The sequence below is a fragment of the Rhizobium sp. AB2/73 genome, assembly GCF_020871915.1.
GTDB lineage: Bacteria > Pseudomonadota > Alphaproteobacteria > Rhizobiales > Rhizobiaceae > Rhizobium > Rhizobium dioscoreae.
Map to the genome: position 1 here is coordinate 229,555 of NZ_CP067071.1, position 13,016 is coordinate 242,570.

Below are 13,016 nucleotides of genomic sequence, written 5' to 3' on the forward strand. Positions count from 1 at the left end.
GTTGATGTCCTATGCCGTCAAGAGCCTGAGCCAGGGCAATCGCGAGCTGATCGCCTTCCGCATCGGCGACCAGGAATTCTGCGTCGACATCATGTCGGTTCGTGAAATCCGCGGCTGGACCCCGGCAACGGCCATGCCGCATGCGCCCGGTTACATGCTCGGCGTCATCAACCTACGCGGCGCCGTGCTGCCGATCATCGATCTCTCCGCTCGGCTCGGCATGAAGCGGGCGGAGCCGACGGCGCGGCATGTGATCATCGTTGCGCAAGTCAAGCGCAAGGTGGTCGGTCTTCTTGTTGACGCCGTATCGGACATTCTGACGATCACCGACGACAGCATCCAGCCGACGCCGGAAGTCTCGTCCGATCACGAGCGGCAGTTTGCCCGCGGCATCGTGGCGATCGACCGCCGCATGATCTGCCTGATCGAACTGGAAGTCCTGTTCCCCGAAGGCGAAAGCGAGGCTGCATGAGCGTGATGGGAGCAATGGATTTCAAAGCGTCTCCCGATGAGGTACTGGCGAGCGGTGAATATCCGCTGACACGCCGCGATCTCTCGGAAATCGCCGCCATGATCTATGCGGATGCGGGCATTTCTCTCAACGAGAGCAAGGCGTCGCTCGTCTATTCCAGGCTGTCGAAGCATATCCGCGCGCTGGGGCTCTCCGGCTTCCGCGACTACTGTCAGCTGGTGTCTTCGCCTGCGGGAAGTGCTGCGCGTCGCGAGATGCTGTCGCATCTGACGACCAATTTCACGCGTTTCTTCCGCGAAAACCATCATTTCGATCATCTGCGCGACGAGGTTCTGCCTGGTCTGTTGGCGCGCGCCAAGGCTGGAGGCCGGGTGCGCATCTGGTCGGCCGCCTGCTCGGACGGCCAGGAACCCTATTCGATCGCGCTGACGGTGCTTGCCTTGATGCCGAATGTTGCGGACTTCGATTTCAAGATCCTGGCGACGGATATCGATCCCAAGATCCTCGGGCTTGCCCGCGCTGGCGCCTATGACGAGTCTTCTCTCGAAACGGTTTCTCCGGCCATGCGTAAGCAGTGGTTCCAGGAAGTCAACGTCCAGGGCCGCCGCAAATTCCAGATCGACGATCGCGTCAAGCGGCTCATCACCTTCAACGAGCTGAACCTGCTCGGGCAATGGCCCTTCAAGGGCCTGTTCGACGTCATCTTCTGCCGCAACGTCGTCATCTACTTCGACGAGCCGACGCAGACGAAGATCTGGACGCGCTTCGCCGGCCAGCTGCAGGATGCCGGCCATCTCTATATCGGCCACTCCGAGCGGGTCGCCGGCGAGGCCAAGCACGTCTTCGACAATATCGGTATCACCACCTATCGCTATCTCGGCAAGACCGCGGGAAGGAAGCCATGAATTCTCCTGCTCGTGTTCTGGTGGTCGATGACTCCCCGACGATGCGCGGTCTGATCACCGCCGTCCTGCGTGCCGATCCAGAGGTCGATGTCATCGGCCAGGCCGGCGATGCGATGGAAGCGCGCGCCGCCATCAAGGCGCTCAATCCGGATGTCGTCACGCTCGATATCGAGATGCCGAACATGAACGGCCTCGCATTCCTGGAAAAGATCATGACGCTCAGGCCCATGCCCGTCATCATGGTCTCCACGATGACCCATCGTGGCGCCGACGCGACGCTTGCCGCTCTCGAGATCGGTGCGTTCGATTGCGTGGGAAAGCCTTCGCCTGGCGAGCCGCATCCTTTCTGTGATCTGGCAGAGAAGGTAAAGGCGGCTGCCCGCTCTCAACGGCAATATGTGAAGCCCGCCGCCCAGCGCGCGCAGCCGCCAGCCGTCACGGATTTCCGTGTGGGCCGCAAGATCGTCGCCATCGGCTCCTCCACCGGCGGCGTCGAAGCCTTGATCAACGTCTTGCAGAAGTTCCCGGCCAATTGTCCGCCGACGGTCATCACGCAGCATATGCCGCCGACCTTCACGCGCAGCTTCGCCGAGCGCCTGAATCGCCTCTGCGCCCCGGTCGTCCAGGAGGCGACCGATGGTGCGCGGCTCGAAATCGGCAAGATCTATCTGGCGCCGGGCGGCGAAAGGCACCTCAGGGTTGCCAATTCTGCGGCACCCCATTGCCGTCTGGTGGACGGCGGGCCGGTGAACGGCCATCGCCCTTCCGTCGACGTGCTCTTTGATTCGGTTGCCGAACTGGCTGGCCGCAATGCCGTCGGCGTAATCCTGACCGGCATGGGGCGCGACGGCGCTGCCGGTCTCCTCAAGATGCGCCATGCCGGCGCGCGTACCATCGGCCAGAACGAGAAGACCTGTGTGGTCTACGGCATGCCGAGGGTCGCCCACGAGCTTGGTGCAGTCGAACAGCAGTTTCCGCTGAACGCCATTGGCGAGGAAATTTTGAAAGCCACAGCCGCCCGAAAGGAAGGGAGCGAATAATGTCTCTAGCGGAGAAAATCAAAGTTCTGATCGTTGACGATCAGGTCACCAGCCGCCTGCTGCTGAGCGATGCGCTGACGCAGCTCGGATTCAAGCAGATCACGGCTGCCGGCGACGGCGAGCAGGGGATGAAGATCATGCAGCAGCAGCCGCATCATCTCGTCATCTCCGATTTCAACATGCCGAAGATGGACGGGCTAGGCCTCCTGCAGGCCGTGCGCACCAATCCGGCGACCAAGAAGGCCGCCTTCATCATCCTGACGGCGCAGGGCGACCGTGCGCTGGTTCAGAAGGCGGCGCAGCTCGGTGCCAACAACGTGCTCGCCAAGCCCTTTACCATCGAAAAGATGAAGGCAGCCATCGAGGCTGTGTTCGGAGCATTGAAATGATCCTTGAGGGTGCGGCCCGCCGCGTGCATATCATTCAGGGTGAGTACAAGGTCGTCAACGATCCCGAAGTGGTGCTGACGACCATCCTCGGCTCCTGCGTGGCGGCCTGTCTGCGCGATCCCATCGCCGGCGTCGGCGGCATGAACCATTTCCTCCTTCCGGGAATGGCGAACTCGCCGATGAGCGGTGGCGATGCGACGCGTTACGGCGTGCACCTGATGGAACTTCTGATCAACGGCCTGCTGAAGAAGGGCGCGAGGCGCGACCGGCTGGAGGCGAAAGTCTTCGGCGGCGCCAAGACGATCGCGACCTTCTCCAATGTCGGCGAGCAGAACGCGATCTTTGCCATGCAGTTTCTGAAAGACGAGGGTATTCCGGTCGTCAGTTCCAGCACGGGCGGCGAGCATGGACGCAAGATCGAATATTGGCCGATCTCCGGAAGGGCCAGGCAATACCCACTGACTGGTGCCGAGACACAGAAGACCGTAGCGCTGGAGCAGCGTCCGGTCGTTGCTCCCAAGCCGGTCGACGACACGATCGAATTTTTCTGATCAGCGAGGCAACCGCATGACCCCCCTACAGCATGTCGAGACGGCTGCCACTGAGGAGACGCTTCCGGCTATCCTTCTGCGCATCGTTTCCGAATTGCATGACATCGCCTATCTGATCGAACGCATCGAGCCTCAGCTGCTTGACATCAGCGACGCCAATATACTGGCCTCGCCGGAGGCCATGAAGGTCGTCCAAGGTATTGATCTCGCCGTGCAGAAGACGCGCGGCATCGCCGAATTCATCGATAACATCGCCGGAGCCATGCCCGAGGCGTGGACGGTGGATTTGGCAACGGCGCTCAGCCTCGTGAAGCTCACGGAAATGCAAAGGGCGCTTGGCGGTGGCAGTTTTCACGCGCATTCCCCGTCCCTGGCCCAATCCATGGCAAAGGCTGCCGGCGACTTCGATTTCTTCTGACTGCGTCGTCAGCAATAGAACTGTTTTTTATATAATCTCCTGCATTTTTTCCCGGCTTTTTCCTGAGCTCTTCTGGCCGGACGAAACGCTCGCACAAGTTTCGATTTCTATTTTCGCCGCGTAGCACAAAGCCATCAGGTCTTTGACGAATCGTGCGAGAACAGAATGAATCTGTTAAATCAATTAGTTCCCCTGCTTCGGAATCTTCAGAATCTCGGGAGAACGCGGCTGATGATCCTGGGGGGCGTGGGCGCCGTGTCCATGCTGCTGATCCTTTTTGCGGCCCTCTATGTCAACAAGCCCGCACAGGAGACGCTGTATGTCGGCCTGGATGCGACGGATCTCAACCAGATCAGCATCGCGCTCGCGGAAGCCAAGATCAATTTCCAGGTCGGTACGGATGGCTCCAGCCTGACCGTCCCGGCGGGCATGACCGGCAAGGCCCGCGCGCTTCTTGCTGAACGTGGCCTGCCCACCAGCGGCAAGGCCGGCTATGAGCTCTTTGACAATGTCGGCTCGCTCGGTCTGACCTCCTTCATGCAGGAAGTCACCCGCGTCCGTGCTCTCGAGGGCGAAATCAGCCGCACCATCACCTCGATCGCCGGTATCAGCGCTGCCCGCGTCCACATCGTCATGCAGGATGTCGGCAATTTCCGGAAGGCGGATCAGAAGCCGACCGCATCCGTCATGATCCGCGCGAGTGCGGAAGCTGCCCGCAAATCGGCTTCGGCTATCCGCCACCTCGTCGCCTCAGCCGTTCCCGGCCTGGAGGTCGATGATGTGACGATCCTCGACTCCACGGGCCAGTTGCTCGCATCGGGCGACGATCCCGGCAACGGCGCTCTCAGCCGCAATCTCGGCATCGTGCAGAACGTGCAGAGCGAAGTCGAATCCAACATCGACAAGGCCTTGGCGCCCTTCCTCGGCATGGATAATTTCCGCTCCAGCGTGACGGCACAGCTGAATACCGACAGCCAGCAGGTGCAGGAAACCACATACGATCCGGACTCGAAGGTCGAACGCTCCGTCCGCACCGTGAAGGAAGCGCAGAAGTCGCAGCAGAGCCAGCCCGACAGCGCCGCGACCGTGGAGCAAAATATTCCGCAGGCGGCCCCGCAGTCCGGCGGTAACACGCCGACGTCGAACGATCAGTCCGACAAGCGCGAGGAGCAGACCAACTACGAAATCAACAGCAAGACGACGGCCACGACCCGCACCAGCTACAAGATCGAAAAACTGTCCGTCGCCGTGGTGGTCAACAAGGGCCGCATCGCGCAAATGGTCGGCCAGGGCGCTGATCAGGCCAAGATCGACGCCTATATTGCGGAAATGCAGAAGATCGTCGCAACGGCAGCGGGTGTCGATCCGGCCCGCGGCGACATCGTTACCGTCAATGCCATGGACTTCCTCGACAGCCAGCTGCTTGAAGACACATCCTCCGGCTTCAGCATTACCGATATGCTGAGCCGCAACATGGCCGGCATCATCAACTCGCTGGCCTTCGTCGCGGTCGCCTTCCTGATCGTCTGGATGGGCTTCCGTCCGCTGATCCGCTCGCTCGGCGGCTCGTCCAGCAGCACGGCTCTTCCGGAAGCAGCGGGCCTGGAATTGCCGGATTTCGCGCCGGCGGTCGGCGGCCCCGGCGCGGCACTGATGGACGGCTTCGGCTCGGACTTCGGCTTCGACAGTACCGACGACCTGTTGACGATGGGCGACGATGGCGGCACATTCAATCGCCGCGTCAAGGAAGGGCCGGAGCGCCGTCTGTCCCGTATGGTGGAAATCAGCGAAGAACGCGCTGCAAAGATCCTCAGGAAATGGGCCGTCGACCAGGCCGCCTGACAAAAGGACCGGGAAGTTCCCGGTCCTTTTCTATCCAGTGGGCTGTATTTGAGCTTGCGTCATTGTCGATGCTACCTGTGATCAATTAGTCGCTGCCAGACGAATTGACGTGTTCGTAAGATGGAATTTCAATGATATACGGTTGCTGGGTAAAAAGAATCGACTTACAAATACTGTATCTATTGCGTAACAACTGTGTGTTCCGAGCAAATCGACCATCGTTTTCCGCGGTTCGCATGTTTTAAGTTTGTAGATTCCGGAGCGGGAAATTAGCTCATGATTCGTAGTCGTGCTTGCGGCAATGCGCGCCGGTGCGATTGCGGGTGTCGAATTCAGGGATGGGACATGCGCCCATCCATCCGTATACGCCGGAAGTGTTTGGTCGCGGTAGAGAAAGATCCGGCTTCGATGCCTCGTTGAGATTGGCTGCCGATTCTCTGAGGTGAAGGGATTGGGTTCTGACGGAACAATGCTCTCGTTGACGGCCGATCGTCCAACAGCGGCAGGAAATGCAAGTATGGACATGCAGATATCGCAGATGAGCAAAGGCGATAGGGATGCGCGATCGATCGCGTCCGCCGGAGCTATGTCGCGCGAGCAGCTCATTCTCCAGCTGAATGCCATTTCAGGTCCTGCCTATCTTCAGGCAGGCCTTCACGCCTTGGCGAGCTACGCCGGCGCCTCCCATTATCTTCTTGTCAGGTCCGATCTCATCCAGGAAAGCGGGGTCGATTTCGTGATTTCCTCCGATTGGCCCTTCGATCTCGTCCGGCGTCTGGCGGCGGAGCTGACAAGCGGCTATGGCCGCATCGGCGAGCTTGAAAAGTGCATGGCGCTGTTTCAGCCAAGCCTGGCGCTGCTTCCCGATGATGTCTCGCTGCCTGACGGTGTGGGCCGGCAATATCATGCCTTGACGTTCAATGTCGGTCGCACCCGCTTCTCCCTGCTGTTGCTGGCGAGCGAAGCGGCGGTGCTTCTGCCCGAGCGGTTGAGGGATGTCGGCCTCCTGGCCGGCTACCTCGCCAGCTCCACGCGTTGCTTCGAGGGTAAGCTGGAGCGCGATTTCGATCTGACCGAGCGCGAACTGGAATGCCTGTTCTGGATCGCCGAAGGCAAGACGAGCGATGAGATTGCGATGATCCTCGGGATCTCGCGCAATACCATCAACAACTACATTACCAGCGTCATGCGCAAGACCGCCACCAAGACCCGCTCGGAGGCTATCGCCTTTGCCGTGCGCAATAATCTCGTTTAAGGGCCGACCGGATGCGCTATCAGCCAGACAGGACGACGGATATGCCGGGCGAATCACGGCTTACCCGTTCCGGGCGGATCTCCGGCCGCTCCGATCTGTTCCCGAAGCTGGTGTCGATGCAAAAGCTGATCGACGCGCAGCATTTTGCCGTTTATCGCCTGCACGGCTCCGGCCTGCCGCATAAGCAGCGCCTGGTATGCGAAATCGATAATTGGGGCTCGGCCAACTCCGTCGTCGGCAAATCCTTTGTAGAGGCCTATGGCGAAGCACTGATCGAGCATATCGACAAATCGCTGCTGCCGCTGATGTGGAACGGGCGCGACAGCGACAGCACCGCCGAGACGCCGGATTTTGCCGTCTTCACGCAGCGCCTGAAGCCGCATCTCCTGCCTTTTGCCGGCGCCGCCTTTCCCGTGCGGCTCGGCGCCGTCGGCAACGGCTACACCGTCTTCACGGCTAAGTTCATGGATCTCTCGAGCGATATGATCGTCGAGCTGCACGGCCGCAGCTGCCAGATCATGATGCAGCTCCTGTCGCTGGATGAGCGGCGCTCCCAGGCGGCCGAAGCGCTGAGCGAGCGCGAAATCGCCTGCCTGCAGCTTGCCGGCGACGGGCGCATCAGCGAGGAGATTGCCGAGAAGCTTGGATTGTCGGTGCACACAGTCAACGCTTATCTCGGATCGGCGACGATAAAGCTCGACAGCGTCAACCGCATCCAGGCCATCGCGAAGGCGATCCGCTTCGGCTATATTAGCTGAGATAGCGGCGCCTTGGGGCACTGCCGCAAGACGAAATCACCTGCGACACGTTACTGAATAAATGAATAGAGCGGCGCCCCGGTTTCTGCCGGATGCACGCCGCTCTCGCGAATCACTTTGCCGATTTTTGAAAAAGGACTTCCTCAGAATGCGTGTGCGGCCTCGCCGCGGACGACGTAACGCGCGTCCCTTAGGCTGCGGGCGAGCAGCGCCGTGTTCTCGTCGGGATCGACGGAGGCCTTGTCGAAGGCGATGTGGTTGATCTCGATGCCCGCATGGTGCTCCGCCAGCGAAAGCTTGGCATAGATGGTAACGCCCAGCGGCTTGATCTCCAGATCGAGCGTCACCTCCGCCGGCCCGCCCCAATCGAGCTTATAGTCGCCGCCGAGCCCGAAATTGACCGTGCCGGGAAGAAAATAGAGCTCGGCGGCCGAGGCGACGAGGTCAGCGAGGTTGCCATATCGTTCGAAGCGCAGCAGCGAGATCAAATCGGCGGCATCGAGGAGGCGCAGCTCGCTTGCGACCGGGCTGATGGCTTCGGCTAGTATTTGTTCACGCTGGGCAGAGTAGGGGCATTTTTTCATTTGGTTTATCGTACCCGTTTTCTATTCGACTGCGCGGCATAGATCCGATGGATGAGTTCTGCGACAGCCTTGTAAAATACTGACGGTATGACGCTATCAACCGAGACTTGCGCAAACATGGAGCGCGCGAGCGGCGGGTCTTCAAAAACGGGAATATTGTTGGCCTCGGCTATCTCCCTGATTTTCAGAGCAATCAGGTCCTGGCCTTTGGCGACGACGACAGGGGCGTCGTTTTCCTCGCGCACATAGCGAAGTGCGACGGCGAAGTGAGTCGGGTTGGCGATGACGAGGGTGGCGCGCGGCACCTGCTTCATCATGCGGCGGCGGGCGCGGTCGCGCGCGATCGAGCGCTGGCGAGACTTGACGATCGGGTCACCCTGCGACTGCTTGTGCTCGTCCTTGACCTCCTGCTTCGTCATTTTCAATTGGTCGAACCAGTGATGCCGGCTCCACAACAGGTCGGCAACGCCGACGACGACGGTTGCCATCAGCACGATGATCAGGATGCGCTGAACGATCGTCGACAGACGCACGAAGATGGTCTGCGGGTCGGACACCATCGAATCCATCGCATGGAAGAACTGGCTGCGGAGCACGAAAAACATGACGATGCTGACCAGCACGATTTTTGCGAGGGATTTGCCGAATTCCACCATGCCGGTCGCGCTGAAGATGCGCGTGAAACCTTTCGCCGGCGATATGCGCGAAAACTGTGGCCTGATTCGTTCGAGAACGGGGGTGGGCAGGTTCTGGAAGATCGAGGCGCCGATCCCGAAGACGAAGAAGAGCACGACCGCCGGCAGCACCATGTTGCCGACTTCCCAGCCTATGCGCGTAAACAGCGAGATGGCGTCTGGGCCTGTCTCCAGCTGCCATTGATCCGGCTTTTCAAAGAGATCGCGCAGAACCTCGCCCATGCGGCCCATGCGTTCGGGCAGAAAGAAGGTAACGTAGATGACGGTCGCGAGCATGGAAGCAAAGAGCGTTGCTTCCCTGGAGTGAGGGACATTGCCCTTCTCGATCGTATCGCGGAGTTTTTTCTCCGTCGGTTTTTCTGTTTTACTGTCCTTGTCTTCGTCAGCCAAAGCAGCCGCCCTCTGCGAAACGGAAAGAGGCCGCGCATCATGCGCGGCCCATAGCTTGTCAGTCTATGATGTTTTAGCTGAGTCGCGCCGCGTTTACGCCGCTTCTTCCACAGGCGTATTTTCCTTGGTCTTGAGCTCGATCTGGCCGGAGTTGGCCAGACGAATGGCTTCCTGGGCGATGGCACGCCGGGCAATCGCGATTTCGCGCGGATTGATGCCGGCATTGCCCATCTGCAGGTCGGATTCGATCATGCGGCGCTGACGCGGGCTGATCGAGGACAACACGATCTCGCGGATCTCGTTGCCGGATCCCCGCAGCGCCATCGTCAGTATGTCGGCGGCGATGTCGTTGAGCAGCAGGACGCGGCTCGGCTGCGGCATACGGGTGAGATCGTCGAAGAGGAAGATCTTCGGGCGAACCTTCTCGACCGATTCCTTGTTGATCGATTCCAGCGAACTCAGCAGCGTATCGACCACCGGCTTGTCGAGTTCGTTCATCAGATCGGCAACCTTCGTGGAACCCGACGCGTTGCGTTCGGCGTCGATCTCAGCCATCAGCCCGAGAACGCGGTTTTCGATGATCTGGGCAGCCTTGGGGCTGACGTCCTTGATATTGACGGTGCGGTTCATGATGTCGGCGCGCTGGGCCTCGGGGAGCTGCAGCAGGATCTTCGCGCCGAAGGCCGAAGGCATCATGGAAAGCACATAGGCGATCGTCTGAGGATGCTCGCGCAGGAAGAACTTGGCGACGAAGACCGGATCGGCCTCGCCCAGGCGATCCCAAATGGAGGTCTCGTAAGCCTGGAAGGCGGTACGGCGGCCGAGCAGGCTGTCGACCTCGTCCGGTGTCAGGCCTTCTTCGAGAATGCTCTCGATGGCCTTGGCGTTGTCCATGAGGCCGGCGCCCTCGGTGAAGAGGTCTTCGAATTCAGCCACAAGCTGTGCCAGCTCGTCCGGCGGAATAACCCGCAGTGATTGCGCCGAAGCGATGATCATCTGCAGCTCGGCCTGCGTGAAGTATTTCAGCAGCCGTCCTGCCACTTGCTTGCCCATGGCGAGAAGGACGGCGGCTGCTTTTTCAGTCTGAGATAACGGTTTCTCGGCGATTGCGCCGCTGAAATCGTCAAAGTCCATCATGGTCTTCGTCTCCGTCCCGCGAGGGGGAGTGGGCTCATCCTGAGCCGGGTTCAGCTTTTCTTCGTGTTATAAATTTCAGTGAGCTTGATGCCGAATCTGGTGTCGTCATGTTCCAGAACGGTAATCTCGCCCCGGCCGATCTTGCGGCCGTTCACGGTAATTTCGACCGGTTCGCCGATCTTCTTGTCGAGTGCGATGATTGCGCCCTCGGCCAGGTTCATCAGGCCGGACACCGGCATGCGGCTGCTGCCGAGCACGATCTGGACGTCGATCGGGATATCCATGATCAGGTCCATATTCGCAGTGAGCGCGCTGCCGGGGGCAGCCGGTGCCGCGGACACGCCGCCGAACTCGCCGTCATCGAAGGCTGGAGTGGAATTGTCGTCCCCGAAATCGCCGAAGGTGGAGAGATCCGTGCCTGTTTGCGCGCCGAATGCGTCGGCCTCGAAATCGGGCAGACCGCCCTCATTGTCTTTCTTCAGGACGCCGCGCAGACCATCGATGGCCTCGTCCAAGGCGGCGTCGCTGTTTGAAATCTCCAGCGATTCCTCGCTGCTTTGCTGTGTCGTCTTCGTAGCCATGAAATCACTATTCCAGTTGAAACTTGCCTCAAGCTGCCGTGTGCGGGGCCACGCGCCAGCCGATCAATTCATCAAGTGTCTGAGAAGCTCGTCGTCGGAATTGACGTTGTCCTTGACGCGCACCGTATAATTTTCGCCAGAGCGGCCGAATTCGCAGATGTAAAGGTCTTTGCTGTTGGCGCTGACTTCGACGCGGACATCGCCCGTGTCCATGAAAGGAATGATATCGCCGACCGCAAGCTTGGAAATGGTGTCGAGCGTCAGCGATTCGAGCCGAATTCGCGCCTCAAGCGTCACCTGCGAGCGGCGGACCTGCTCGCTGAGCTGCTCCGACCATGCTTGGGAAGCGGCGGTCGGGTTCTTGGCGCGAGGCGTGCTGACGACGGTGCGCAGCAGATCCCGTTGCGGTACGATGATGACGATCTGGGAAAGCGATTTGCCGAGCGAGATCGTCATCGTGATCGCAGCGGCAAAGTCGTTACCGTTGTCACCGATGGCAACCGGGCGATCCTCGATATTGTAGGGCGGATCGAGGTAGGGCTCGAAACCGCCGGCAGCATTCACCGCCGAGCGAAGCACTTTGGCGATCTTTTCGAACACCATGACGGAAAGATCGAGTTCGATCACCGAAAGCGGGCGCGCGACCGGCGCTTCCATATCTTCGGCGCGCGCGCCAAGCATATGCTCCATCAGCGTCATGATGAAGCCAGCGCCGCAGCCGAGAATGAAGTTCGGGGCCCAGTTGCGCAGCGAACCGTTGACCAGCGCGTGGTTGCCGCCCAGCTTGGCGATCAGCTCGTTCATCGAACCGGACTGGCAGCCGGCATAGGCGATGTTGATATCCAGGCCCGTTTCGCTCTTGATGATGTCGGGCAGGAATTCGGCATAGACCTGGGCGAAGGCGGTGCCGAGTTTCGCAAGTGTTGCCTGATCGCCGAGATTGCCCGTGAGCTTGGCAAAAAGCGTGCGGTCCATCGTCTGTGCCCTATGCGCGGATTGCTGGCTCATGATCGTCAGGCTGCCTTGCTTTCACCGCCGGGGTTCATCATTTCCTGCTCGACGGCATCGATCGATGGACGCTCGTAGGAAGAGATGGTCTTGCGGCCGTATTCGAGTGCGACCTGCGGCACCGATCCGTTCATGTAGGCAAGCAGCGTCTGCTTCACGATGACGTAGAGGCGATGCTGCTTGTTGCGCACGACCTTGATCTGGGAAACCAGCGGTGCGCAGACGGAATAGGACAGGATGATGCCGAGGAAAGTGCCGACCAGCGCCGAGCCGATGAGGTGGCCGAGCACTTCCGGTGATTCGTTGATGTGGCTCATCGCCTTGATGACGCCGAGAACGGCGGCGACGATACCGATCGCCGGGAAGGAATCGCCCATGATCGTGATCGAATGATAGGGCTTCATCTTGTCGTGCTGCATCGTGTCGAGCTCTTCGTCCATCAGCGCCTCGATCTCGTGCGAGCGCGCGTTGCCGATGATGATGAGGCGGACATAATCGCAGATGAAGGCGGTCAGATCCTTGTTCTTCAGAACCGTCGGAGCGGCCTTGAAGATCGTCGATTCGTCGGGATTGTCGATATGGGCTTCGATCTCGTTGCGCGACTTGGTGCGCAGGTCGCGCATTAGGGCATAGAGCACGCCGAGCGTGTCGAGATAGTCGCGCTCCTTGGGAACCGCATGACGGAAGGCCTCGCCGAGCGCCTTGCCCGAATCCTTCACCACCTTCATCGGATTGGCCATGATGAAGCCGCCGAGACCGGCGCCTGCGATAATGACAAATTCGAAGGGCTGGAACAGCGCGCCTACGTCTCCGCCCATAGCCATGAAGCTGCCTATGATGCAGCCGCAGGTCACTACAAATCCGATAATAATATTCATCGTCGGTCCACACCTGAACGTTGCTTCATACGATGAACTAGGGGACCTGCCTTGCGTGAGGCTGTTCGATGGGTCTCCGAACATCCCTTTTTGCCTTGTCAGCTTCGCACAAG

General features: G+C 59.9%; 15 protein-coding genes. 9 read left to right on the top strand and 6 right to left on the bottom strand.

Annotated elements, in window-relative coordinates; all coding sequences use genetic code 11:
- The first annotated feature begins 4 nt into the window (after nucleotides 1–4).
- The 9 genes from I8E17_RS01200 (at nucleotide 5) to I8E17_RS01240 (ending at nucleotide 7,630) form a co-directional block, all read left to right on the top strand.
- Entirely contained in the window at nucleotides 5–472 is a 468-nt protein-coding gene (locus I8E17_RS01200; RefSeq protein ID WP_069611292.1) for a chemotaxis protein CheW, read from the top strand.
- Nucleotides 469–1,377, top strand: coding sequence for a protein-glutamate O-methyltransferase CheR (gene cheR, locus I8E17_RS01205; RefSeq protein WP_069611293.1), 909 nt, complete (start codon nucleotides 469–471; stop codon nucleotides 1,375–1,377). The genes I8E17_RS01200 and cheR overlap by 4 nt, the downstream gene beginning before the upstream one ends.
- On the top strand, nucleotides 1,374–2,417 hold the full coding sequence (gene cheB, locus I8E17_RS01210; RefSeq protein ID WP_113367280.1) for a protein-glutamate O-methylesterase CheB: 1,044 nt from the start codon (nucleotides 1,374–1,376) through the stop codon (nucleotides 2,415–2,417). The genes cheR and cheB overlap by 4 nt, the downstream gene beginning before the upstream one ends.
- On the top strand, nucleotides 2,417–2,806 hold the full coding sequence (locus tag I8E17_RS01215) for a response regulator (RefSeq protein ID WP_007695708.1): 390 nt from the start codon (nucleotides 2,417–2,419) through the stop codon (nucleotides 2,804–2,806). Before cheB ends, I8E17_RS01215 begins: the two co-directional genes overlap by 1 nt.
- A complete protein-coding gene (gene cheD, locus I8E17_RS01220) occupies nucleotides 2,803–3,357 on the top strand; it encodes a chemoreceptor glutamine deamidase CheD (protein ID WP_069611295.1) in 555 nt (184 codons plus the stop codon). Before I8E17_RS01215 ends, cheD begins: the two co-directional genes overlap by 4 nt.
- Nucleotides 3,358–3,373: 16 nt before the next feature.
- Nucleotides 3,374–3,775 (top strand): hypothetical protein, encoded by a 402-nt coding sequence (locus tag I8E17_RS01225; RefSeq protein WP_069611296.1) that lies wholly within the window; start codon nucleotides 3,374–3,376, stop codon nucleotides 3,773–3,775.
- A 165-nt stretch (nucleotides 3,776–3,940) separates the two neighbouring features.
- Nucleotides 3,941–5,617: a flagellar basal-body MS-ring/collar protein FliF gene (fliF, locus tag I8E17_RS01230; protein WP_112724515.1), complete on the top strand. Its 1,677-nt coding sequence runs from the start codon at nucleotides 3,941–3,943 to the stop codon at nucleotides 5,615–5,617.
- A gap of 517 nt (nucleotides 5,618–6,134) precedes the next feature.
- A complete protein-coding gene (locus I8E17_RS01235; RefSeq protein ID WP_069611298.1) occupies nucleotides 6,135–6,872 on the top strand; it encodes a helix-turn-helix transcriptional regulator in 738 nt (245 codons plus the stop codon).
- Nucleotides 6,873–6,913: 41 nt separating this feature from the next.
- Nucleotides 6,914–7,630, top strand: a complete 717-nt coding sequence (locus I8E17_RS01240) for a helix-turn-helix transcriptional regulator (protein WP_113367286.1) — start codon at nucleotides 6,914–6,916, stop codon at nucleotides 7,628–7,630.
- A gap of 143 nt (nucleotides 7,631–7,773) precedes the next feature.
- On the opposite strand, the gene I8E17_RS01245 is transcribed toward I8E17_RS01240, so the two are convergent.
- From I8E17_RS01245 to motA, 6 genes are all read right to left on the bottom strand, one after another.
- A complete protein-coding gene (locus tag I8E17_RS01245) occupies nucleotides 7,774–8,214 on the bottom strand; it encodes a hypothetical protein (RefSeq protein WP_069611300.1) in 441 nt (146 codons plus the stop codon).
- A 5-nt stretch (nucleotides 8,215–8,219) separates the two neighbouring features.
- A complete protein-coding gene (gene flhB, locus I8E17_RS01250; RefSeq protein ID WP_069611301.1) occupies nucleotides 8,220–9,299 on the bottom strand; it encodes a flagellar biosynthesis protein FlhB in 1,080 nt (359 codons plus the stop codon).
- A 93-nt stretch (nucleotides 9,300–9,392) separates the two neighbouring features.
- On the bottom strand, nucleotides 9,393–10,436 hold the full coding sequence (gene fliG, locus I8E17_RS01255; protein ID WP_069611302.1) for a flagellar motor switch protein FliG: 1,044 nt from the start codon (nucleotides 10,434–10,436) through the stop codon (nucleotides 9,393–9,395).
- A 50-nt stretch (nucleotides 10,437–10,486) separates the two neighbouring features.
- Nucleotides 10,487–11,017, bottom strand: coding sequence for a flagellar motor switch protein FliN (fliN, locus tag I8E17_RS01260; RefSeq protein ID WP_069611303.1), 531 nt, complete (start codon nucleotides 11,015–11,017; stop codon nucleotides 10,487–10,489).
- Between the two features lie 63 nt (nucleotides 11,018–11,080).
- Nucleotides 11,081–12,025, bottom strand: a complete 945-nt coding sequence (locus tag I8E17_RS01265; RefSeq protein ID WP_069611304.1) for a FliM/FliN family flagellar motor switch protein — start codon at nucleotides 12,023–12,025, stop codon at nucleotides 11,081–11,083.
- A gap of 5 nt (nucleotides 12,026–12,030) precedes the next feature.
- Nucleotides 12,031–12,903, bottom strand: a complete 873-nt coding sequence (gene motA, locus I8E17_RS01270; RefSeq protein ID WP_069611305.1) for a flagellar motor stator protein MotA — start codon at nucleotides 12,901–12,903, stop codon at nucleotides 12,031–12,033.
- Nucleotides 12,904–13,016: the final 113 nt, after the last annotated feature.